Annotated in this window: 17 protein-coding genes; 6 read left to right on the forward strand and 11 right to left on the reverse strand. The window is 74.6% G+C overall.

What is annotated here, in order from left to right; genetic code table 11:
* Positions 1-275: 275 nt before the first annotated feature.
* The 6 genes from G7Z13_RS30400 (at position 276) to G7Z13_RS30425 (ending at position 7,640) form a co-directional block, all read left to right on the forward strand.
* Positions 276-1,466 carry an MFS transporter gene (locus tag G7Z13_RS30400; RefSeq protein ID WP_166003549.1) on the forward strand — a complete coding sequence of 397 codons (1,191 nt, stop codon included), beginning with the start codon at positions 276-278 and terminating at the stop codon, positions 1,464-1,466.
* A gap of 286 nt (positions 1,467-1,752) precedes the next feature.
* On the forward strand, positions 1,753-2,994 hold the full coding sequence (locus G7Z13_RS30405) for an aminotransferase class III-fold pyridoxal phosphate-dependent enzyme (protein ID WP_166003551.1): 1,242 nt from the start codon (positions 1,753-1,755) through the stop codon (positions 2,992-2,994).
* On the forward strand, positions 2,991-4,373 hold the full coding sequence (locus tag G7Z13_RS30410; protein WP_166003553.1) for an aspartate aminotransferase family protein: 1,383 nt from the start codon (positions 2,991-2,993) through the stop codon (positions 4,371-4,373). Before G7Z13_RS30405 ends, G7Z13_RS30410 begins: the two co-directional genes overlap by 4 nt.
* A gap of 24 nt (positions 4,374-4,397) precedes the next feature.
* Positions 4,398-5,036 (forward strand): thermostable hemolysin, encoded by a 639-nt coding sequence (locus G7Z13_RS30415; RefSeq protein WP_166003554.1) that lies wholly within the window; start codon positions 4,398-4,400, stop codon positions 5,034-5,036.
* Entirely contained in the window at positions 5,023-6,621 is a 1,599-nt protein-coding gene (locus G7Z13_RS30420) for an AMP-binding protein (RefSeq protein WP_166003556.1), read from the forward strand. Before G7Z13_RS30415 ends, G7Z13_RS30420 begins: the two co-directional genes overlap by 14 nt.
* 101 nt (positions 6,622-6,722) lie before the next feature.
* Positions 6,723-7,640 (forward strand): TauD/TfdA family dioxygenase, encoded by a 918-nt coding sequence (locus G7Z13_RS30425; protein ID WP_166003558.1) that lies wholly within the window; start codon positions 6,723-6,725, stop codon positions 7,638-7,640.
* Positions 7,641-7,715: 75 nt separating this feature from the next.
* Here the strand turns inward: G7Z13_RS30425 and G7Z13_RS30430 are convergent, their stop codons facing one another.
* The 11 genes from G7Z13_RS30430 to G7Z13_RS30480 form a co-directional block, all read right to left on the reverse strand.
* Positions 7,716-9,296 carry a carboxylesterase family protein gene (locus G7Z13_RS30430; RefSeq protein ID WP_166003559.1) on the reverse strand — a complete coding sequence of 527 codons (1,581 nt, stop codon included), beginning with the start codon at positions 9,294-9,296 and terminating at the stop codon, positions 7,716-7,718.
* Positions 9,297-9,335: 39 nt separating this feature from the next.
* The gene (locus tag G7Z13_RS30435; RefSeq protein WP_166003561.1) at positions 9,336-12,524 is read right to left on the reverse strand and encodes a LuxR family transcriptional regulator; all 3,189 of its coding nucleotides are present in this window, start codon (positions 12,522-12,524) and stop codon (positions 9,336-9,338) included.
* A gap of 88 nt (positions 12,525-12,612) precedes the next feature.
* Entirely contained in the window at positions 12,613-13,362 is a 750-nt protein-coding gene (locus tag G7Z13_RS30440; RefSeq protein ID WP_206313172.1) for an FCD domain-containing protein, read from the reverse strand.
* 156 nt (positions 13,363-13,518) lie between these two features.
* Positions 13,519-14,034 (reverse strand): shikimate kinase, encoded by a 516-nt coding sequence (locus G7Z13_RS30445; protein WP_166003562.1) that lies wholly within the window; start codon positions 14,032-14,034, stop codon positions 13,519-13,521.
* Positions 14,031-15,215, reverse strand: coding sequence for a chorismate synthase (gene aroC, locus G7Z13_RS30450; RefSeq protein WP_166003564.1), 1,185 nt, complete (start codon positions 15,213-15,215; stop codon positions 14,031-14,033). The genes G7Z13_RS30445 and aroC overlap by 4 nt, the downstream gene beginning before the upstream one ends.
* Positions 15,212-16,513, reverse strand: coding sequence for a 3-phosphoshikimate 1-carboxyvinyltransferase (gene aroA, locus G7Z13_RS30455; RefSeq protein WP_166003566.1), 1,302 nt, complete (start codon positions 16,511-16,513; stop codon positions 15,212-15,214). Before aroA ends, aroC begins: the two co-directional genes overlap by 4 nt.
* Before the next feature lie 172 nt (positions 16,514-16,685).
* Complete coding sequence (locus tag G7Z13_RS30460; RefSeq protein ID WP_166003568.1) at positions 16,686-18,596, reverse strand: anthranilate synthase family protein; 1,911 nt, start codon at positions 18,594-18,596, stop codon at positions 16,686-16,688.
* Entirely contained in the window at positions 18,593-19,252 is a 660-nt protein-coding gene (locus G7Z13_RS30465; protein WP_166003570.1) for an isochorismatase family protein, read from the reverse strand. The genes G7Z13_RS30460 and G7Z13_RS30465 overlap by 4 nt, the downstream gene beginning before the upstream one ends.
* A gap of 252 nt (positions 19,253-19,504) precedes the next feature.
* Positions 19,505-20,707, reverse strand: coding sequence for a 3-deoxy-7-phosphoheptulonate synthase (locus G7Z13_RS30470; protein ID WP_166003572.1), 1,203 nt, complete (start codon positions 20,705-20,707; stop codon positions 19,505-19,507).
* A gap of 334 nt (positions 20,708-21,041) precedes the next feature.
* Positions 21,042-22,235: a transposase gene (locus tag G7Z13_RS30475; RefSeq protein ID WP_277347427.1), complete on the reverse strand. Its 1,194-nt coding sequence runs from the start codon at positions 22,233-22,235 to the stop codon at positions 21,042-21,044.
* A gap of 125 nt (positions 22,236-22,360) precedes the next feature.
* On the reverse strand, positions 22,361-23,572 hold the full coding sequence (locus tag G7Z13_RS30480) for a transposase (RefSeq protein WP_166003574.1): 1,212 nt from the start codon (positions 23,570-23,572) through the stop codon (positions 22,361-22,363).
* Positions 23,573-23,679 lie beyond the last annotated feature (107 nt).

Here is a 23,679-nt window from a genome sequence, read left to right on the forward strand (position 1 = left end):
GGACCGTCCGGGGCCGGTGAACTCATCGGTGGGGAGCGTTCTGGCCGCTCGCGCGTCGACCGGGGGTGCCCCGCGGCCTTGCGCTCCGCGAACCCCCGTCACGTACTTACGGGATGCCGTGCACCGTACACGCATTCACGGGATGGGCATGCCCCGTGCTCTCGCGATGATCGTTGCGTCGGCAACGAGAGAGCGCTATCACGCCCTCGCCAGCGAGGGAAGGAAGAAGTTCGGTGACTCAACAATCAAGCTCTGTACCAGGTCTCGCGCCGGTCATGCCGGCGCCCGGGGCGCGCGTCGCGCGCAAGGCCGGTCTGATCGCCGGAATCATCCTTGTCTCGCTCAACCTGCGCCCCGCCATCACCAGTCTGGGGCCGCTGCTCCCGCAGATCGAGGAGGATCTGCGGCTGTCCGGTACCGGGGCGGGACTGCTGACCATGCTGCCGGTGCTGTGCCTCGGGGTGTTCGCGGGACTGGGGCCGGCGCTGCGGCACCGGTTCGGCGAGGACCGGGTGCTGCTGGGGTGTCTGCCGGTGCTGCTGGCGGGCATCCTGGTGCGGCTGCTGGAGCCCACGGCGCTGCTGTACGCCGGGACCGTGGTGATCGGCGGTGCCATCGCCGTGGCCAACGTGGTGCTGCCCAGTCTGATCAAGCGTGAGTTCCCGGACCGGGTACCGCTGATGATGGCCACGTACACCATGGCCCTCACCTTCGGCGGTGCCGCCGCGGCCGGTGCGGTGATCCCGCTGGAGGACGTCGTCGGCACGGACTGGCGGGGGTCGCTGGGGCTGCTCGCCGTGCCCGTGGTGGTGGGGATCGTCGCCTGGCTGCCGTTCGGAATGCGGCGGGTCGCCGGCAGCGAGGGCCGCCGGGCCTCCGTCGGGCCGCTGCTGCGCGACCGGCTCGCCTGGCTCGTCACCGCCTTCGTCGGGCTGGAGGCCCTGCTCGCCTATGTGATCTTCGGGTGGCTGCCCGCCATCTGCGTCGACCGCGGGCTGAGCGAGGAGGCCGCCGGGTACATGATGTCGGCCATCACCTTCCTCCAGGCCGCCGGGTCCATGGTCGTGCCGTTCTTCGTCGACCGGGGCGGTCGCGGGCAGCGCGGCTTCTGTGTGGTCGTGGCGCTCGGCACCGCGGTCGGGCTGATCGGTGTGGTCGTCGCGCCCATGTGGACGATCTGGCTGTGGGCGCTGGTCCTCGGCATCATCGGCGGCGCCGCGTTCAGCCTCGCGCTGACCCTGATCGGGCTGCGCGCCGGTGACGGCGACAGCGCCGCCGGGCTGTCCAGCATGTCGCAGGGCGTCGGCTACGCGCTCGCCGCCGCCGGGCCGTTCGGCGTCGGCGCGCTGCACGACCTGTCCGGCGGCTGGGGCGTGCCCCTGGCCGTGCTGGTGGGGCTGTGTGTCCTGATGGCCGTCATCGGGCTCGGCGCGGGGCGGGACGCGACCCTCTCCCTCAAGCGCTGATCCCCGCGGGGCGCGGGAGCGCCGGCCGTATCCGCCTTCGCTCCCCGTCCCCCCTGACCCTCGTCCCCCTGCCCCTTGTTCCTTGTCGCCTGTCCCTCGTCCCTGACCCTCGTCCCCCGGCCCCTTACTCCCGCCTGCACCTTTCACCTACACCTTTCGTCTTCGCCTTACGGCTGCACGTCTTCACACCCCTGAGAACCGTTCCGGCCGCGCAGCACGCCCGCCCGACCCGGCGACGCCGTGCCGCCCGGCACCCGCTTGGTGACCATCCGATGGGAAAGAGAAGATGACATCTGCAGTTTCGTCCGACGTGGGCGTGGCCGGCCCGGCCGATCCCGTGGCCGTCGTCCACCGGCACCTGATCCGGGACGTCCCACCCGGCGCCCCCTCCGAACGGCCGCTGCCCGTGGTGGCCCGGCAGCGGGGGGCCCGGATCGAGACCCGGGACGGCAGGGTGGTGCTGGACGCCGCGAGCGGCGGGTTCGGCGGCGCTCACCCGCGGGTGCGGGCCGCCATCGCCGAGCAGGCCCGCCGGGTCGCGCTCTCCAGCCGCATCCTGGTCAGCCGTCCGCTGGCCGGGGCGGTGGCGGCGCTCGCGGAGTTCTGCCCGGGACCGCTGTCCGTGTCGTACCTGTGCAACAGCGGTGACGAGGCGCTGGACTCGGCGTTCAAGCTGGCCAAGGGCACCCACCCGGACCGTCCGTACGCGCTCGGCATCCGCGGCGAGGACTACGGCGCGCTCAGCCACGGGCGTGCCCTGAGCCGGGGGAGTGCCGTGCTGCCGGGGGCGCCGCTGCGGCCCCGTACGGTTCCCGCGGACGCGCCGGAGGAACTGCTGGAGCGGGTCGACGAGTCGGTGGCGGCGGTGGTGATCGCCCCGGCGGCGCCCGGACGGCCGTTGCGCCGGCTGCCCCACGACTGGTGGGTGGCGCTGCGGGAGCGCTGCCACCGCACCGGCGCGCTGCTCGTCCTCGACGAGCGCCGCACCGCCCCGGCGCGGCTCGGCCGCCCGCTCGGCACCGGTGCGCTCGGCATCTTCCCGGACGTCCTCGTGATGGGCGAGACGCTGGGCGCCGACGCGGTGCCCGTGGGCGTCTCGGTGATGACCCGGGCCGTCTACGACCGGGTCTACGGCCGCCGCAACCCCAGCCTGCACGGCTCCACGTTCGGCGCGAACCCGCTCTCGGCGACGGCCGTGAGCGCCGTACTCGACGCCGTGCACAGTGACGATCTCGCCGCCCGGCAGCGGGAGTTCGAGCAGGCCGCGCTCCGGCTGCGCGAGCAGCTGTCCGGCGCCGTCGAACTGCACGCGGACGGCTCCCTGCTGTGGGTGCGCACCCCGGACCCGGCCGCCGCCCGCACGCTCGCCGCCGAACTGGCCGCCCGGGACGTCCTGGTCCGCGAGCCGGCCGGTGAACTGGTCACCCTCACACCGCCGTTGACCGCCGACCGGGAGGACACCGACCAGATCCTCCAGCGGCTCGCCGAGGCGCTGAAGGCGCTCGACACCGAGGAGGCCGGACGATGAGCACCGCGACCGCGGTGACGGCCATGGACCGCCAGCAGGTCCTCACCACCCTGGGCCGCCACTGGAACCCCACCGCCGCGCTGATGCTGGCCGCGGCCAGCCGGCAGCTGGAGTCGCACGCCCGCGGCACCGAGGTGTTCGCCGAGGACGGCTCCCGCGCCCTGGACTTCGCCGGGAGCTACGGCGTCTTCCTCGTCGGCCACCAGAACGACGCGGTGCGTACGGCCGTCCTGGACGCCCTGGACACCGCGCCCGCCCTGGTGCCGGGCACCGTCCACCCCGCGACCGCCGACCTGTTCGGCCTGCTCACCGAGATCCTGCCGGCCGGGCTCACCGAGTTCTCGCTGGGCTGCTCCGGCGCGGAGATCTCCGAGATCGCCCTGCGCGCCGCCTATCTGGCCCAGCCCGGCCGGCGCAAGATCGTCATCGTGGAGGGCGGCTACCACGGCAAGACCCTCGGCGCCCTCACCGTGCTCGGCCAGCACGAGCACCGCGACGACTTCACGCCCGCCGGCGAGGACCTGGTCGTCGTCCCGCCGGGCGACGCGCGAGCCGTACGGGAGGCCCTGCGGGGGCGCGACGTCGCCGCCGTCTACGTCGAACCGGTGCTCGGCGGGGCGTATCTGCGGGTGCCGCCCGCCGATTTCCTGCCCGAGGTGGCGCGGGCCTGCCGGGAGACCGGCACCCTGCTCGTCGCCGACGAGATCCAGACCGGGTTCGGGCGGACCGGGAAGATGTTCGCCGTCGAGCACTCCGGCGTCGAGCCCGACATCATGCTGCTGTCCAAGGCGCTGACCGGCGGGTTCGTGCCCGTCGCGGTGGTCGCCATGACCGAGGAGGTGCTGGCGCGGGCCCGCCGGTCCCCGCAGTGGTACCCCGGTGTCCTGGACGGTACGGCCGTCTCCGCGCTGTCCATGGCCGCCGCCGCGGCCACCATCCGCGAGGTGCGGGACAGGAACCTGCCCGAGCGGGCCGAGACCGTCGGCCGGGCACTGCGCGAAGGGCTCGAGCGGGCGGTGCGCAGGCATCCGCGCCACCTCGTCGACGCCCCCGGCATCGGGCTGATGACCGGGCTGCGCACCCGCAACCCGTCCGTCGAGAACCTGATCTCGATGCAGATGGCCGCCCGCGGCATCCACCTCGGGCACTCCCTGAACGAGCAGATGGACCAGCCCGTCCTGCGCTTCTACCCGCCGCTGACGGTGTCGGAAGCCGACATCGAGCGCGTCCTGAGCGCGCTCGACGAGTCGCTGACGTGGCTGGACCGGCGGCCGGCCTGGCTGATGCGCCGGATCACCTGGCTGCTGCGCCGCCAGTACCGGCTGCCGCCGCCGCTGGTGCTGAAGCTCATGCACTCCGACCTCGAAGTGAACTGGTGACCGGGCCGACAGAGGGGTTTCGACATGGAGATAGCCATCGCGGAGTCCGGCACGTCCGAGTGGTACGAGGCTCGGACGTTCGCCCAGAACAGCTACCGGAAGGTGTACGGGGCGACGACCGAGCCGAGACCGGACCGCTTCGTGACGGTCCGGGAGAGTGCCGGCGCACCGATCGTGGCCTGCGCGGGTCTGACCGGGCCGCGCCCCGGCGGGTTCTTCTCGGAGAACTACCTCGGGGACGCGGTGGAGCGTGTCCTGGCGTCGGTGGTGGAGGCCGCCCCCGAACGCGACGAGGTCGTCGAGGTGGGTCCGCTCGCGGGCTCCGGCGGGGCCGGGGGTGAGCTGATCCGGCTGCTGCCGATCATCGCCTGGTGCCAGGGGAAACGTTTCATCCTGGCCACGGTCACCGACAAGGTGGAACGGTCCATGGCCGGCGCGGGCGTGCCGTTCCTGCCGCTGCGGCAGGCCACCACCGACTGGATGGACGACGCCGAGCGGGCCTCCTGGGGCACCTACTACGACCGGTCGCCCACCACCGGCGTGGTGCCGCTCGACAGCATCGGACACCTGATCAACAGCCTGACCGGCCGCTACAACTTCGTCGAACTCGCCGTGCGGACCCTCGTCGGCACGGCCCGGGAGGTGTCCGGTGCGCACGCTTGAGAAGAGCTTGACGTCCCTGGCCGAGGACGACCGCCCGCTGGTCGACGTCCTCGCCCCCGACGGCTCGGTGGCCCGCTCCTACTCCTACCGCCGGATCGTGGGCGCCGCCGCGGCCCTCGCCACCGACCTGCGCGCCCACCCCGTGCGCGAGCGCGAGGCCCGCCCGGCCGGCGATCCCACCGACCCCGCGCAGCTCCAGGTGGGCGTGGTCACCGCCAACGGGCCCGAGTTCCTGGTCGCGGACTTCGCGATCCTCGGCGCGGGCGGCGCCGAGGTGGTGGTGCCGCTGGCGTTCACCGCCGAACAGGCCGCCTCCCTGCTCGCGGACATCGATGTCTGCCTCGCCGACGCGGCGGGCGCGGCACGGCTCGAGGAGTGGGGCCTGGCGCGGGTCCTGCCGCCCGACGCGCGGCTGCGGGTGCTCGACATCGACCGGGAGCCGGACGGCACGGACCCGCTCTTCCCGGATGCGCCGTCCCCCGACGCCGGCGAACGCCTCTGCAAGATCATCCACACCTCCGGCACCACCTCGCGCCCCAAGGGCGTGTGCATCCGCGAGGCCGCCCTCGACGAGCTGATCGGCTCCCTGCGCACGGCGATGCCGGACGGCGCCTACCGCCGCTATCTCTCCCTGGTCCCGATGAGCCTGCTCATCGAACAGGTCACCGCCGTCTACCTGGTGGTGTGCGACGGCGGCACGGTCGTCCTGCTGCCGCCCGAGGTCCCGCTCGTGGGCACCTCCTCGTTCGCCCCGCGCGCCGTGCTGCCGCACCTCCGCGCCGCGCGGCCCACCGCCCTCGTCGTCACGCCCGCGCTCGCCGAGGCCATGCTGACCGCGGCGGACGCGGCCCACGCCGACGGCCGCGACCCGGTCGCCGCGCTGTTCGGGCGGGGCGAGGCGCCGCTGGTGTGCTGCGGCGGCGCGCCCGTCGACGCCGACACGCTGCGCCGTCTCGACGCCCACGGGATCCCCGTCCACGAGGGCTACGGGCTGAGCGAGAACAGCTCCGTGGTCAGCTGGAACACGCCCGGCGCCCGCCGGTACGGCAGCGTCGGCCGCCCGCTCGCCCACGTCCGGGTGCGCACCGCGCCCGACGGCGAACTGCTGGTGAAGAGCACCTCGCTGTTCGCGGGCTACAAGGGCGGCGACGACCCGTCCGGGTGCGAGGTCGACGAGGACGGCTGGCTGCACACCGGAGACCTCGCCGACATCGAGGACGACGGCTACATCTGGATCAAGGGCCGCAAGAAGAGCGTCATCATCACCGCCGCGGGCCGCAACGTGGCACCCGAGTGGGTCGAGGCGCAGTACCGCTCCCACCCCGCCGTCCTGGCCGTCGCCGTCGTCGGCGACGGACTGCCCGCCCTGCACGGGCTGTTCCTCGTCGACCCGCGCGCCTCCCTGGACACCGTACGCGCCGAACTCGACGCGCTGGGCCGCGAACGGCTCTCCGACGTCGAACGCGTCGAGGTCGCCCACCTCGTCCCCGCGGACGAGTCCCTGCACGCCGAGTTCTTCACCGTCACCGGGCGGCCCCGCCGCTCCGCCGTCCTCTCGGCGGTCACGGCCGGCCGCTTCGGCTGACACCCCACCGCCGCGCCGCTCCCGGCGACCGGCGCGGCAGCGCACATCTGGCAACTTCCCCTGCTGTGGAACGTTTCTGACTGACCATCAGAGGAGAAACCATGATCGACCACGCGCGTGTGACCTCCTACGGCTCCGGCACCGGACTGCTCCTGACACCGGCCGAGCCCGGCACCACCCTCGCCGCCCTGCCGCGCGAGCAGGTGATCGGGGCGCTGCGGGAGGCGGGCTTCCTGCTGCTGCGGGGATTCGAGCCGGACCTGGAGCAGTTCTCGGCGTTCGTCGGCGCGCACTCGGAGCGGGTCACGCTGGACCCGGCGCGGACCTTCCACGGCGGGTCCACGGCGCAGAAGGTGGACGCCGGGTACGACGCGGTCGGGCTGCACCTGGAGAACGGCAACAGCCCGTTCGCGCCCACCCTCACCTGGTTCTTCTGCGAGAAGGCCGCCTCGTCCGGCTCGCAGACGACGGTGTGCGACGGCTACCGGGTGTGGGACGCGCTCAGCGACGAGGCCCGCGCCATGTTCCGGGAGCAGGACATCGTCTACAGCCGCCGGGTGGAGGAGGCCAAGTGGAAGGCGTTCACCGCGTTCCACCTCGGCAGCTCCGACGCGGCGTCGGTCACCGTGGACCAGCTGCGCGAGCTGGCCGGCGGACCCGGTGAGACCGTCATCGACCTGCTCGACGACGGCTCGATCCACTACGCCTACCGGGTCCCCGCCGCGCACGGCACCCTCTTCGGCGAGCGCCTGGCCTTCGCCAACAGCATCCTCGGCCCCTCGAACCACTACGAGAAGCCGCGCATCACCTTCGCCGACGGCCAGGACATCCCCGTCCACATCATGAAGGAGGTCGAGACCGTCACCGAGGAACTGACCGAGGAACTCGACTGGGCCGACGGCGACGTCGCGCTGATCGACAACACCCGGGTCATGCACGGCCGCCGTGCCATCACCGACCCCGAGCGCACCATCTACAACGCGCAGAGCGACCTGGACCGCGTCCTGCTGGCCGCCTGACGCCCCACGGCCACGTCGGCCGTACCGCGAAGTGCCGCCGGGACCCGCGTCCCGGCGGCACCTTCGCGTGGGCGGTCAGCCCCACAGGGGCAGCCTGCCCGGCTCGGGCAGCGAGTCCAGCAGCTCCCCGTCCCGCTCGCCGCCCACCACCCGCACGACCGGGTCCTCCCGGCGGTACGGCCGCCAGTCGGCCGCCGGGATCCCGGAGCGCACGAACTCGCCCCACAGGCCCCGCACCCGCACCCGCAGCGCGGCCATCTGCTCCTGGTCCGCGTCGGCGAAGATCGGGGCGCGGCGGGCCTCCGCGCGGCCCAGCAGGAACGGGATCTCCACGCAGTGGCAGGCGCGCAGGGCCGCGTTGCCGCCCGGCACCCGCCAGTCGAACCGGAACAGCCGCACGGTCGCGCCCCACTCCTGCGCGAGGCCGGCGAACCGCTGCGTGGGCGCGGTGAAGAACGCGTCCGTCTTCAGCTCCTCGAACGCGACCGGCGGCGTCACACCCGCGGAGTAGTGCCGCAGCGCCTCCTCGGCGCGGGCGCCGAACACCGCGGCGAACTCCGCCGCGACCTCTTCCCGCGTCATCCGCGCCGTCGCCGGGTCCTTGCCGTACCACAGGGCGCACTCGTGCCGCGTGACGCCCATGAGGAGGTCGAGCCCGTCTCCGGGCGGCGAGTCGCGCAACGCGCGCGGCAGATCGGCCGGGACGACGGTGCCGTCGGCGACGAGCTGGAACGGCGGCCGTACGTCACCGCGCGGACGGGGCAGGGTGAGCACGTGCCGCTGGGCCCGAAGCAGCCGTTCGGCCGACACCGACCGCGGGTCCTCGCCGTCCAGCGCGGCCAGGAACGCGTCCGCCGTGCGCGCCGCCTCCTCGCGGGTCAGCGGTTCCATGCCGAGGGGCGCGCTGTGCAGCGCCGCGCGGCGGAACAGCGGGCGCACCTGCGGCAGCGCCAGGAGCGCCGCGAGGGACTGGCCGCCGGCCGACTGGCCGATCACGGTGATCCGGCCGGGGTCGCCGCCGAAGGCGTGGATCTCCCGTTTCACCCAGCTCAGCGCCGCGATCTGGTCGAGGAGCCCGGCGTTGGTGACATGGGTGGTCCCCGGTGCCGTACGGAACGACAGGGAGGTGCCCGTGCCCTCCACGGTGGCCGGCCCGGCCCACGACGGGGCGAGGAAACCCAGCGCGCCGAGGCGGTAGTTGACCAGGACGACGACGATGCCCTCCTGCGCCGCCAGCTCCGCGCCGTCGTAGCGCGGCAGGTCCGCCCCGCCGGTCAGGAAGCTGCCGCCGGGCAGCCACACCAGGACGGGGCGGCGGCCGGCCCCGTTCACCGGGGCCCAGACGTTCACCGTCAGACAGGCCTCCGTCTGCGGTGGGTCGACCGGGTCGCCCATCAACGCCGCGAACGGCGACGGCAGTTGCGGCGGCACCGTGCCCACCGCGCGGTCGGCGCGCAGCGGTTCGCGCCAGCCGGGGTGGGGGCGCGGCGGGCCGAAGCGGTCCGGGCCCACGGGCGGGGCCGCGTACGGCACTCCCCGGTACGCCGCCACGCTGTGGCCGGGTCCCTCCAGCCGGCCGACGACGGGACCGTCCGACACCTCGGTCCGGACCGTCCCGGTCCGGGTGGCCGCCGGGGCGGCGTCAGCAGCGCGCATGGTTCCTCTGTCTCCCTGTCGCTGTCGGGTTGGGTGGTGTCACTTCGAGGTGGGCGCCGGGACCTGCGCGGAGGGACTGTGCGCCAGCACGTACCGGGCCAGCTCCACCCGCCGCGACACGCCCAACTTGGCGAAGGCGCGGCGCAGATGGGAGTCCACCGTGTGCGCGGACACCGCCAGCCGCTGGGCGGTCTCCCGGTTGGTCAGCCCCTCGGCGACCAGCCGGACGACCCGCACCTCGGACGGGGTCAGGCTGTCCCAGTCGCCCGCCGCGCCGTCCGCCGGCCGCGGCGCGGTCCGCGCCGCGGAACCGGGTCCCGGCCGGCGGCCCGCGGGCACGTCCCGGAGGCTTCCCGGTGCCGCCAGGCCGCCACCGGGTCCACGTGCCGCCGGGCCGCCTCCGGGTCCGCGAGCCACCAGGCCGCCACCCGGTCCGCGTGGCGCCAGGCCGCCACCGGCTCCTGGCCCTGCCCGGCCCGCTCCGGGTGCCACCCGGCCACCACCGGGCCCCGGTCCGCCGCTTCCCGGCCCCGGCCCGCGGTCTCCGGGCGCCGGCCTGCCGATGCCGGGTCCCGGCGCGCGGCCCGCGGGCGCGTCCCGGCCGTCATCGGGGGTGCGCCGGTCCCCGCCGGGGACGTCCCGGACGATCCCGCCGCGTGCCGGCCGCGTACGGTGCCGCACGCGCTGCGCGCCCAGGCCCGCCCCGGCGGCCACGTAGATGCGCTGCGCCTCCTGCAGCATCTCCGCCGCGCGCAGCGGCTCGCCCTGCGCGCGGGTGGCGTCGGCCGCGTCCTCCAGCGCGGAGGCCAGCGCCAGCGGGTGGGACCCGCCGCGGAACGCCCGCACCGCCCGGTGCAGCGGCGCGGCGAGCCCCCGGTACAGACCCTGGGCGTGCAGCGCGGCGCCGGTGAGCGGGGCGACGGCGGGGTTGCGCCGGGCGAGCCGGCGGGCCAGGTCGGCGGCCTCCGCCGCCTGCTCGTGGGCGCCGGCCCGCAGCGCGATCCGCACCAGCAGCGGCAGCGCCAGCGGATCGGCGGCCAGGAACCAGAGGTGCCGCCCCGGGTCGTCCCACACGTCCGCCAGCCGCCGTACGGCCGCCTCCGGGTCGCCCGCCGCGTCGAGGTGCAGCGCGGCCGCGAACGCGCAGAGCCCGCCGAACGGACCGGGCGGCGTGCCCGTGGGCGGATCCAGGTGCGCGGCGGCCCGCTCCAGGTCCCCGCGCACGGTCGCCACCACCACCAGCAGGGCGCGCAGCGCCGCCCGCGTGCCGGCGTCCGCGAACCGCTCGCAGGCCTCCAGACCGGCCCCCGCCTCCTGCTCGGCGTCCTCCAGCCGCCCGCAGTGCCACAGCTGCACGGCCCGCGCGAGATGCCAGCGCGGAGCCGCCCACACCCAGCCCTGCTCACCGGTGTCGTCCCGCCACGCCTTGAGCACCTCGGCGGCGTCCAGCGGGCGCCCCGCCGCGCTGATGATCAGGGCCGGCACCGCCCGCTCCCAGCCGAAGCTGCGCTCCGTGCCCTGCGTCCCGGCCGCGACCGCCTCCTCCGCCAGCCGCAGCGCCTCCGCGACGTCGCCGGCGCGCTGGGCGCACAGCGCGAGCAGCGCCGTGCCCAGGGTCACGGAGGCCCCGTCCCCGCTCCGCCGGGCGGTGTCGACGGCGGCGCGGGCCAGGGCGGCGGCGCGGGCGGTGTCGTCCCCGGAGTACGCCAGCAGGCAGCGGGACTCCAGCAGCGCGAACCAGGCCTGCCGGCGGGCGGGCGGAGGGCTGCCCTTCGCGACCCGCCGCAGATGCCGCAGCGCGTCGTGGAAGTGGCCCAGGCGCAGCAGCACCTCCACCAGCTCCGCGAACGCCACGGCCTCCGCGTCGGTCTCCCAGCCCGCCGCGGCGAGCGCCGCGTCGAGCAGCCGCTGCGCCGCGCCGGTCCGCCCGGTGGCCAGCAGCAGCCGTACGGCCGTCTTCACCGGCCCGGCCGCGACCGGCTCGTACCGGCGCAGCTGGGCCACCAGCGCCCGCGGCAGGTCCTCCCGCTCGCGGGACGGCACCGCGTCCTCGTGCCGCAGCAGCCACTCGAGCTGGGCCACGCCCTGCTCCAGGTCCTCCGGCGTGCCGGAGAGGATCAGATGCCCGACGCTCCGCGGGCAGGGCCGGTCCTCCGCCGCGCACAGCCGCGCCGCCTCCGCGTGCAGCGCGCGCCGCACCGGGCCGAGCAGACTGTCGTGCAGCGCCCGGTGGACCAGCGGGGCGCGGAAGCGGAACGCGGTGCCGTCGTCCGCGAGCAGGCCCGCCGCCGCGGCCTCCTGCGCGGCCGTCGCCAGCTCCATCGTCGACCGGCCGGTCAGCGCCGCGGCGTCCGGCAGCGAGAACCGCCGCCCCAGCACCGCGCCGACCTGTAACAGCTCCCGCGTCTGCTGGGAGATCCCGGACAGCACCGGCGCGGTCGCCCGCGTCAGATCGGCGGGCGGATGCCCGCCCAGCACCCGCACCACGCCGTCCTCGGCCCGGATCCGTCCCTCTTCCCGCAGCAGGTGGACCAGGCGCTCGATGAGGGACGGGTTGCCGCCCGCCGAGGCCACCACGCGCCGGACGTCCTCGGGCCGTGCCGCGCCCAGCAGGCCGGCCGCCAGCTCCCCGGCCGCCGACTCGTCCAGCGCGGACAGCGTCACCACCTCGCCGTGCGCGGCCAGCAGCCGGTCCAGCGCGTCCCGGGTGGGCGGTACGACGGGAAAGTCGGCGTAGGCGGCCAGCCACAGCACGGGCAGCCCGGCGAGGCGGGGCAGCAGGGTCTCCAGCGCGGCGAGGGTCAGCTGGTCCGCCCACTGCAGATCGTCCAGGACGATCACCAGCGGGCGGTCGGCCGCGCGCCGCTCGATCAGCCGGTGCAGCAGCCCGATCAGCCGGCTCCAGTGCGTCGGCCGGTCGGCGAACGCGGCCAGCGACTCCGCCTGCACGGCACTGATCACGGGACGCGGCCCGGCGCTCAGCGCGGTGAGCAGTGGCGCCATCGCGGAGTGCTGGTCGAGCCGGGCGAGCCGGGTCGTCGCCACGGTCATCCCGCGCCGCGCGGCCTGTTCGGCGGCGGCGCTCAGGAGCAGGGACTTGCCCGACCCGGACGGCCCGTGGAACACCAGCAGGGCACCGCTGCCCGCCGCCGCCCTGTCCAGCGCGCGGCGCACGGCCGCCCGTTCCCGCTCACGCCCGACGAGTCGCTGGTCCCCAGGTGCCGGCATGGAGCGCTTCCTCCCTGTCTCGCCGCCTCACACGTGCCCGCCGTCGCCGCCGCGGCCGCGGCTGCCGCCGCTGCCGCCGTACGCGTGGTCAGCCCCCGGGCCGTGCCCGGTCCCGGCCACGGGGGTCCGCCGCCGGCCCCGGCCGGCCGGCGCGCACCGCCAGCAGTCCTTCCAGGGCGTGCAGACTCGTCTGGACGACATGCCGCGCCGCCGCGGCGGCGGCCTCGGAATCCTGGTCCTCGATGGCCTGGACGAGCGCTTCGTGGGCTTCGATGCCGCACTCCAGGTACGTGTCCTCACCCGCGAACAGATCCAGGCTCTCCTGCAGCCGCCCGACGAAGAACCGGTAGCACTCGGCGAGGGTGACGTTGTGCGCCGCCTCCACGACGGCCAGGTGCAGCGCGGCGTCCCGCCGGCCGAACTCCGCGTCGTCCCGCCCGGCCGCCTCCCGCCGCGCCCGCAGCAGCTCCCACAGCCGCGCCATGTCCTGCGGCGTGCGGCGCCGGGCCGCCGAGTGGGCCGCCTGCACGTCGAAGCAGAGCTGCACCTCGAACACGTCGCGCACGTCGGCCAGTTCGATGCTCTGCAGCATGGGCGCCGGGTCGGACACCGACCGCACGAAGACGCCCTTGCCGCGCTGCGCCCGCAGCATCCCGGTGTGCACCAGCGCGCTGACGGCCTCCCGGATGGTGGGCCGGCTCACGCCCAGCTCGGCCGCCAGTTCCGTCTCCGACGGGATGCGCGAACCGATGGGCCAGGTGCCGTCGGCCAGCTCCTTGTGGAGCAGCGCGATGACCTCACGGGCCGTCGAGGGCCGGGCGATCGGGCGCAGAGGCATAGGGCAGCCCCCTCGTGGAATCCTGGGTTGTCTGACAACTGACGTCAGGCTAGTCAACGGTTGTCGGACACCACAAGTTCGGCTCCGGCCAAGGGGGTTGGGGAACGCGCCATATACGGCACGCGAGGCGGCGGCGCTCGCCTCGCCGTGCCGCCGTCATGCGTGCTTCAGCTCCAGCGCGTCGAGGACGGCTCGCGCGACCTCGGCGGGGGTGCGGCCGTCCGTGGCGACCATCGCGCGGGCGACCTCGGTGTAGAGGGGCCGGCGGGCCTCCGCCAGCGCCCGCCACCGCTCCTGCGGGTCGACCGCGAGCAGGGGCCGGGTGGTGTCGGGGCCGATGCGCCGGGCCGCTTCCCCGGCCTCCATCGTCAGGTACACCACCCGCTGCCCGGCGAGCAGCGCGCGTGTGTCCGGGTCGAGGACCGCGCCGCCGCCGAGCGCCAGGACGCCGTCGTGCCCGGCGAGCGCCCGGCGCACGGCCCGCTTCTCCAGGGCGCGGAAGTGGGGTTCGCCCTCGGTGGCGAAGATGTCGGCGATGGCGCGTCCCTGCTCGGCGACGATGTCGTCGTCGGTGTCCCGGTAGCCCACCCCGAGCCGCTCGGCGAGAAGCCGCCCGACGGTGGACTTGCCCACGCCCATCGGACCGACGAGGACGACCAGCGGCCCCGTCATCGGACCGGGAGATGGTCGAGGTAGGAGGTGACGTTGCGGCGGGTCTCGGAGACGCTGTCACCGCCGAACTTCTCCGCCACCGCGTCCGCCAGCACCAGCGCGACCATCGCCTCGGCGACGATCCCCGCGGCCGGCACGGCGCAGACGTCGGAGCGCTGGTGGTGGGCGGCGGCGGCCTCCCCGGTGACCACGTCCACCGTCTTCAGCGCGCGCGGGACGGTCGCGATCGGCTTCATCGCCGCGCGCACCCGCAGCAGCTCACCCGTGGTCAGGCCGCCCTCGGTGCCACCGGCCCGCCCGGAGACGCGCCGGATGCCCTCCGGGGTGCCGACGATCTCGTCGTGCGCCTTGGAGCCGGGCACCCGCGCCAGCTCGAAACCGTCACCGACCTCGACGCCCTTGATCGCCTGAATGCCCATCAGGGCGGCGGCCAGGCGCGCGTCCAGACGCCGGTCCCAGTGCACGTGCGAGCCGAGGCCCACCGGCACGCCGTACGCCAGCACCTCCACCACACCGCCGAGGGTGTCGCCGTCCTTGTGGGCCTGGTCGACCTCCGCCACCATCGCCTTCGACGCGTCCGCGTCCAGGCACCGCACCGGGTCCGCGTCCAGCCGCTCCACGTCCGCGGGCGTCGGGTACACCCCGTACGGCGCCTTGGCGGAGGCCAGTTCCACCACGTGCGAGACGATCTCGATCCCGGTCGTCTCCTTCAGGTACGACCGCGCCACCGCGCCCAGCGCCACCCGCGCCGCGGTCTCCCGCGCCGAGGCACGCTCCAGGATCGGCCGCGCTTCCTCGAAGCCGTACTTCTGCATGCCCGCCAGATCCGCGTGACCGGGCCGCGGCCGGGTCAGCGGCGCGTTGCGCGCCAGCCCCGCCAGCACCTCCGGGTCGACCGGATCGGCCGCCATGACCTGCTCCCACTTCGGCCACTCGGTGTTCCCGACCATGATCGCCACCGGGGAACCCAGCGTCAGGCCGTGCCGGACACCACCGAGGAAGGTGACCTCGTCCCGCTCGAACTTCATCCGCGCACCGCGCCCATGGCCGAGCCGCCGCCGCGCCAGGTGATCCGCCACCATCTCCGTGGTGACCGGCACACCGGCCGGCAGGCCCTCAAGGACCGCCACCAGCGCCGGGCCGTGGGACTCTCCTGCGGTCAGCCACCGCAACCTGCTCAACGGTGCTCCTCACTGCTCGCGGTGATCTCGGGAAACAGCCGCCGGAACTCGGCGTGGAACCCGGGGAAGGTCTTGGCCACACAGCCCGGGTCGTCCAGCTCCAGCGGGACGCCGGAGCCGAGGGCGAGGACCGAGAAGGACATGGCGATCCGGTGGTCCCGGCGGCAGGCGATCCGGGCCGGGGCCGGGCGGCCGGGGTGGACGGTGATCCGGTCGGCCCCCTCCTCGACCCGGATGCCGCAGGCGCGCAGATTGGCCGCCATGGCCTCGATCCGGTCCGACTCCTTCAGCCGGGCGTGGCCGATGCCGCGGATGGTCACGGGGGCGTCGGCGAGGGGCGCGATCGCCGCCAGCGTCATGAAGGTGTCCGAGATCTCGCCCATGTCGACGTCGAAACCGCCGCGCAGCGGCCCGCCGCCGCTCACGGTGGTGGCGCCGGCCCCGACACTCACCCGCGCCCCCGTCTTCGCCAGCACGTCCACGAAGCGCAGATCGCCCTGGAGGCTGCCGGTGCCGAGACCCGGCACGGTGACGGCGCGCCCGGTGACCGCGGCGGCCGCGAAGAAGTACGACGCCGTGGACGCGTCCGGCTCGATGGCCAGGTCCGTGGGGCGGTAGCGGCCGGGCAGGACGCGGATGCGGTCCGCCGAAGTCTCGACCTGCGCACCGTAACGGCGCATCAGCGCCAGGGTCATGTCGACGTACGGGCGGCTGACCAGCGAGCGGGCGTCGGCCTCCAGGCCCTGCCGCATCAGCGGCGCCGCCATCAGCAGTCCGGACAGGTACTGGCTGCTCATGCCGGAATCGACGACGATGCGACCGCCGTCCAGCCCGGCCGCGGTCACCTCGAACGGCAGGGCGTCCGGCGCGGCCCGGCCCTCCTCGGCCGCCCGTACGGTGGCGCCGAGCTCGCCGAGGGCGTCCAGCAGGGGCCGCAGCGGCCGGGCGCGCAGCTGCGCGGAGCCGTCGAAGCGGAACGTGCCGTCGCCGGTCGCGGCGAAGGGCGGCAGGAAGCGGGCCGCCGTACCGGCGTCGGCGCACCAGACGCGCGCCGCCGCCTGCCCGGCCGGGCCCCGGCCGGTGCCCGTGACGTCCCAGTAGGCGTCCTCCGGACCGGCGTCCACGGTGAGGCCGAGGTCGGTGAGCGCGGTGCGGAAGGCCAGGGTGTCGTCGCTGACCAGGGGCGCCCACAGGCGGCTGGTGCCGGGCGCCGCCGCGGCGAGCAGCAGCGCGCGGTTCGTCAGGCTCTTGGATCCGGGAATGCGGGCGGTGCGGGGGAGCGGGGCGTCCGGGGGCATGGGCAGGTCGTCCTATCAGGCGAACTGACGGGTGGGATGTCGGTCGGGACGTCGTTCGGGACGTCGGGGGTCGGGGGACGTGCCGGGTGCGGTGCCGGTGAGCAGCCGGGGGCGGTGGCGGGTGACATCGCCCGCGGGCCGGCCGGCGCGGTGGCCGGCCGGCCCGCGTGGTTCACAGCCGGGCGCCCAGCACCTCGCTCATCAGGGTGCCGACGATGCGCACGCCGTCCTGGGTGAGCACCGACTCGGCGTGGAACTGCATCGAGGCGAAGTGCGGGCCGCGCAGGGCGTGCACCTCACCGGTCCCCGGGTCGCGGCTCACCTCCACCACGCCGACGCCCGGGCAGTCGGCCTTGTCCTCGGCGCTGCGCGCGGCGAACGTGTTGTAGAAGCCGACCCGTTCACGGGAGCCGAACAGGTCGATCTCGTGCTGCACGCCCTGGTTGGGCACCTCCCGCCGCACCAGGGGGAGGCCGAGCCGCATGCTCAGCACCTGGTGGCTGAGGCACACGGCGAGGAACGGCCGCCGCTCGGCGAGCAGGGTGTCGATCGCCGAGCGCAGATGGGCGATCTTGGGGTGGCCGGTGTCGCGCGGGTCGCCGGGCCCCGGGCCCATGACGACGAGGTCGTGCCCGTCGAAGGAGTACGGCTCGTCGAAGCGGCGGACCGTCACGTCGAGGCCCAGCGAGCGGAGCTGGTGGTCGATCATCGAGGTGAAGGTGTCCTCGGCGTCCACCACCAGCACCCGGCTGACCGGCAGATCCGGTGCGGTGCGGGTCCGGTCGGCGTCCCCGGCCAGCCAGAAGCCGGCGAGCGAGGTGTTGCGCCGCTCCAGCGCGGCCCGGACGTCCGGGTGGTCGCCGAAGCGCACGGCGGCGGAGGGCGCCCGGTCCGCCGGGGCGTCGGTCTGGAGCGCGGCGAGCAGTCCGGCCGCCTTCGCCCGGGTCTCGGCCACCTCGGACTCCGGCCGGGAGTGGCGGACGAGGGTGGCGCCGACGCCGATCCGCACCCGGCCCGTGGCGTCGATGTCGGCGGTGCGGATGAGGATGGACGAGTCCAGGGCATGGCCGCCCCGCGCGTCCCGGCCGATGAGGGCGACGACGCCGCTGTAGTAGCCGCGGCCCTCCGGCTCGTAGCGGCTGATGACCCGGCAGGCGCTCTCCAGCGGGCTGCCGGTGACCGTCGGGGCGAACATCGACTCGCGCAGGATCTCGCGCGGATCGCGGGTGCTGCGGCCCTCGATGAAGTACTCGGTGTGCGCGAGCCGGGCCATCTCCTTGAGGTACGGCCCCACGACCCGGCCGCCCGAGTCGCAGATCCGGGCCATCATCTTCAGCTCCTCGTCGACGACCATGTACAGCTCGTCGGCTTCCTTGCGGTCGGCGAGGAAGTCCAGCACCTCGGGCAGGGCGGGGCCCGTGGACGGATAGCGGTAGGTGCCGCTGATCGGGTTCATCACGGCGGTGCCGTCCGAGAGGCTGACGTGCCGTTCGGGGGTCGCCCCGACGAAGGTCCGGTCGCCGGTGTGGACGACGAACGTCCAGTAGGCGCCGGACTCGCCGCGCAGCAGCCGGCGGAAGAACGACAGCGCGCTGTGCGGGGTGTAGCCGGTGATGTCGGCGACGAAGGAGCGCTTGACGACGAAGTTGGCGCCCTCGCCGGTGCCGATCTCGTCGGCGATGACCCGGCGGACCGTTTCGGCGTAGGTGTCGTCGTCCACGTCGAAGTGGCCGCCGGTCAGCTCGATCGGCGTGTCCGGGAGCCGGCGCAGCACCTCGTCGAGGGGGAGCGGGGCCTGGTCGGTGACGGTCATCGCGATCAGCGGTTCGCCGTCGTCGGGGGCGGCGAAGCCGCGTTCGGCGATCTGCCGGTAGGGGATGAGGGTCAGCAGCTCGTGCCGGGGGCCGGCGGCGGGCCGCGGGTGCTCGGGGAGCGGCAGGTCGGCCAGGGTCCGCGGGGTGGAGATGTCGCCGAGCAGGACGTCCACGGTGCCGCGGCCGGCGGTCTCCGGGCGGTACAGCAGGGCGAAGGCGGGCGGGTGCGGGGCGAGCACCCGGGCGAGGAGGTCGGCGGGCGCGGTCATGCGGCCGCTCCCGCCGTCGTGCGGGTGCCGAGCTGGGTGAGGACCGTGCCGGTGGTGGTGACGACGGCGCAGCGCTGGGCGGCGTAGTCGACGGCCAGCCGGTGGTACTCGGCGGAGAAGTCCCCGACCGCGTCGGCGACGAGGAACGGACGGATGTCGTGGGTGAAGGCCTCGACGGCGGTCATCAGCACCCCGACGTGCGCGTACACGCCGCACACGATGAGCTGGTCGCGGCCCAGTTCGCGCATCCAGTCCAGCAGTCCGGAGCGGAAGAAGGCGCTGTAGCGCCACTTGGTGAAGACGCGGTCGTCCGGGCCCGGCGCCAGCGGCTCGACCACCTCGCGGTCCGCGGGGTCGACGCGCATGCCGGGACCCCAGAAGTCCTTGAGCAGGCCGCGCTGTTCCTCGGTCATGCCGCCGGGCTGCGCGGTGTACGCGACCGGCACGCCCGCCGCGACGGCGCGTTCGCGCAGCAGCGCGGCGTTGCTCACCAGCGGGTCGCGCAGGGACGCGGGGAACGGGCGCAGGAAGTAGCGCTGCATGTCGTGGACGAGCAGCACCGCACGGTCCGGGTCGGCGGACCACTGGGCGGTGTTGCGGGGCAGGTCGTCCGCCGACGGCAGCGGATACGGCTCGATGGGGGGTATGCCCGCCATGTCTTTCCTCTCCTCGGGCAGGGGCCGTGGGCCCAGGGCGAAGGGCTGTGGGGTGGCCGGCGGGGGCCGGGACCGGGGGCCGGGCCGCACGGCCGGGGGCGGTGGCCGGCGCGGCGACCGTGCGACTCGGGCGACGGCGTACGGCTCGGGCGTCCGCGTGCGGTCCGGGGCGCGGCGTACGGCTCGGGGGCCGGCGTACGGTCCGGGCGTCGGCGTACGGGCCGGGCTGCGGCCCCGCGCGGCCGTACGGGGCTACGCCGCGGCCGGCTGGGTGCCGCGGCCGGTCAGCCACCAGGCCGAGACCACGGACAGGGCCTGGGCCGGGTTGAGCCGCGGGTCGCAGAAGCTCGTGTAGCGCTCGCCGACGAGACCGACCTCGGAGGCGTCGCGGACGCACTCGGTGACGTCGTCGGGGGTGGTCTCCAGGTGGAGTCCGCCCGCGACACCGCCCGCCGCGGCGACCGCGTGCTGGAACTCGTCCACCTCGCGGGTGACCGTCTCGACGTAACGGGACTTGAGGCCGTCGGGTGTGCTGACCGTGTTGCCGTGCATGGGGTCGGTCAGCCAGATCACCGGGTGTCCGGCGGCGCGTACGGCGGCCACCAGCGAGGGCAGTCGCTCGGCGACCGTCCCCGCGCCCATCCGGGCGATGAGGGTGAGCCTGCCGGGCTCGCGACGGGGGTCGAGAAGCTCGCACAGGGCCAGCAGTTCGTCCACCGTCATACCGGGGCCGACCTTGCACGCCACCGGGTTGACGACCTCGGCGAGCAGGGCGACGTGGGCGCCGTCGAGCTGCCGGGTCCGCTCGCCGATCCAGGGCCAGTGCGTGGAGGTGAGCAGCAGCCGCCCGTCCTCCTGCCGGCGCAGCATCGGCACCTCGTAGTCCAGCAGCAGCGCCTCGTGGCTGGTCCACACGGGAGCGCCGATGCGGGCCGTGCCGGGGGCGCCGAGCCAGCCGAGGTACCCCATGGCGTCGCGGGCCGCCTCGTAGCCGGACAGCAGCCGCTGCGGGTCGGGGCGGCGCGCCTCGGGGTCGGGCTCCGGACTGTTGACCATGTGGCCGCGGTAGACCGGCAGTTCCCGGTCGCCGACCCGCTCGGTCGGACGCGACCGGGGCTTGCCGAACTGGCCGGCCAGCCGGCCGACGCGGACCACCGGCAGGCAGGTGTCCATCTCCAGTGACCCGGCGAGCAGGTTCAGCAGGCCCGCCTTGCGCGCGACATAGCCGGGGGTGCACTCGGCGGTGTCCTCGGCGCAGTCGCCCGCCTGCACCACGTGGGCCTCACCCGCGGCCACCCTGGCCAGCATGGAGTGCAGGGTGCGCACGTCCTCGGCGCCGACGAGCGGGGGCCGCGCGGCGAGTTCCTTGCGCACCCGCAGCAACTGCTCCTCGTCCTCCCACGGTGGCTGCTGCAACGCCTGTTCATATCGAATATCGAGCAGAGCGTTGTCCACTGGTTTCTCCAATCGCGATGAGGCGTAGGCGACACGGGACGCAAGAGAGTGAAGAAGAAAGCCGGGGGAAGGGGTCCGGGAGAGCGGACCGAAAGCCGGAATTCCCCGGGCGTCACCGATCGTCCGACGGAATCCGCGGCGTCACCAACAACGTGGGCGGTAGTCCGTCAGGTGACGCGGAATCCGTCAAGTGATCGTCGATCTGTCAGGTCGGCGCGCACCGTGCCGTAGGCCGGCCGCAGCGTGCCGGTCGAATTCCCGTGAAGTTCCCGGTACTCGCGCGTATGCGGGGGAAGACGCGAAAGGACCGGCGGAACGGACGCTCAGGCTGGGGTCACCGAGCGTTGCGGGCGAGGGCGACGACCGCGTGCGCGGCGGAGGCCAGGGTGACATGGCGGTGCCAGCCGCCGAAGGATCGCCCGGAGTAGTCCCGGATGCCCACCCGGTCGGCGATCTCCGCGAAGTCCCGGTCGACGCGGTCGGCCAGCTTGCTCAGCCGCACCAGGGTGGCGGGCGCCGTGGTGCTGAGGTTGGTCAGCCACAGCTTGGCGGGCCAGTGCCCGTTCTCGTCGCCGACGCCGAGGAGCATCACCTCGCCCGGCCCGGAGTCCGGTCGCGGCTGGTTCGGCAGCCCGACGCGTACCGTGGCGGCCCAGTGGGTCCGGGGCGCGGTGCCCGGAGCGTGGCCCCCGGCCACCACGGGCCGGCGCAGACCCCTGGCCGTGATCATGATCTGTTCGGCGGTCAGCGGCTCCCGGCCGGCGCCGGGCACGGCTGGGTCCGCCACGGTGAGCGGCTGGTCCTCGCAGACGCTCACCAGCAGGGGCAGACCCGCGGCGTGCAGCCGCTCGAAGATGGGGACGGCGTGCACCTCGCACGAGTCGAGCACCAGCGGCCGCACCGGCAGCCGCCAGCGCGTCACCGCGTCCTGGCAGGCCTGGACCACGCATTCGCTCATCGTCTCCGCGGGCACCCCGTCGGGGATGGCCACCTGGCTGCGGCGCAGTTCGTCCTGGAGCCAGGTCCGCGGCAGGTGGAGGCGCCAGTTGACCGGGGCGCTCATGTGGTCCGACGCGGCCCACACGCCGATCGCGCGCTGGGCGTTGAGGACCTGGCCGAGGGTGGGGAAGAAGTGCTTGTCCACGCCCACCGAGTGCCGTCCGGTCTTGGGGATGATGACCGGCTGGACCACCCAGGCCCGCGGCGGGGCGACATTGATCCAGTGGCGGGCGAGCGCCTGGCGGACGGGCTTCCAGTCCCAGGTCGAGGACGAGATGAAGTGGTGGAGGTTCTGTTCCGAGACCTGTTCGCCGAGCAGCGCCGCGATGTTGCGTATGGACTTCCGGCCCTGTGTCTCCAGCAGACCGCGGAGGTACTGCATGGCCTTTCTGCATTGGTCGCTTCTGGAGAGCGAGGCGAAGAGGACCGAGGAGATCTCGGTGAGGACTGCGTCATGGGAGCCGGGTGGAAGGGGGGTGGGGGGTGTCCCTCGTTGTGCGGTCGTGGGGCGCAGGTCGAGGCTGAGCATGAAACTCCTCAATTACCGGTCCTACCCGTGCTGTGGCACGTGATCGCAGGGGGGTGCTCGGTGGAGCCCGCACAGAGGGTAAGGGGCTGTGGGGTGCATGAGTCATGACCGACCGGGCGAGAGTGTCAAGTTACCGGATGGTAGTCCCGTTGGCCGGGTGACATCCTTCCGGAATCCGGCACGGCGGTCCCGCCGCCCTGGCGCGCGGCGGGCCGCTCCGCGTCCTCGCGCGCCCAGGCGGCCACCAGATGGGCGACGGAGGCCAGGGTGATGTGCCGGTGCCAGCCGGGGAACGACCGCCCCGCGAAGTCCCGCAGACCGACGTCGTCGGAGACCTCGGAGAAGACCCGGGCGACCACGCCGGGCAGCCGGGTGAGCCGTAACGCCGGCACCAGACGGGAGGCGTCCAGGTTGGTCAGCCACAGCCTGCGGTCGACGCGCCGGCCGGGACGCCACTCCACCAGCAGGGTCATCGCGTCCCGCGGGCAGCGCGACATCAGCACGGGCACCGCCATGGCCGTCGTGCAGCCGTCGCCGGGGTTCGCGCGCTGCCGCAACTGCGGCAGAGATTCGGCCAGTTCCCCCGCGCTGCGCAGCAGATTGCCGTAACTGGGCAGCTCCGACCGGTCGATGCGGGCCGGTGCCGTCGCACTCGTGCGCACCACGAACGGCAGGCCGGTGGACAGCAGGAAGCGCGCGACCGACACGCCGTCCAGCTCCGCGACGTCCACCACCACCGGCAGCCGGGTCATCCCCGCGATGTCCAGCAGCCCGGTCACGGCCCGCCGTACGCACTCCTCGACCGTGCCCAGCGCGGCGTCCTCGGGGACACCGGCCCGCCGCCGGAGCGGGTCGGCCAGCCAGCGGTCGGACAGGCGCAGCTGCCAGTCGACGGGCACCGCCGTGCGCTCCGACGCCAGCCAGGTCCCCACGGCCTGCTGGCCGTTGACGGTGCCCAGCGCGGTGGACTGCGGGTCGGTGCCGACGGAGTACGGACCGGCCTTGGGGATCAGCGTGGTGTCGATCACCCACGCCTGCGGGGCCAGGGTCCGCTGGGTCTGCCGGGCCAGGGCGTGCCGGATGGGCAGCCAGTCCCAGGGCGAGGTGGTGATGAAGTGGTGCACGCTCTGCTGCGCCGCCGCACCGTCGAACCGCGCCGCGAGGTTCCGCAGCGTCTTGCGTCCCGGCACGGAGAGCAGCCCGCGCACGTACTGCTCGGCCTTCAGCCGCTGCCCGTTGCGATGCAGTGACCCGAACAGCTGCCGGCAGGCCTCCGCGTCCAGAGCCGCCGCCGGGCACGCGCCCGCCGCGTCGCCGTGCTCGCCGAATCTCTCCAAGACCGCCCCCCCGAGTCAGAGAAACAGGACCGACGTCCTGTTTCTTTATAAGGGGAGCCGCCCGGGTACCGACATGTTTGCGCCACTTGACGGCAGACCGGCCACTC

This window comes from Streptomyces sp. JB150 (assembly GCF_011193355.1).
In the GTDB taxonomy this organism is placed as follows: domain Bacteria; phylum Actinomycetota; class Actinomycetes; order Streptomycetales; family Streptomycetaceae; genus Streptomyces.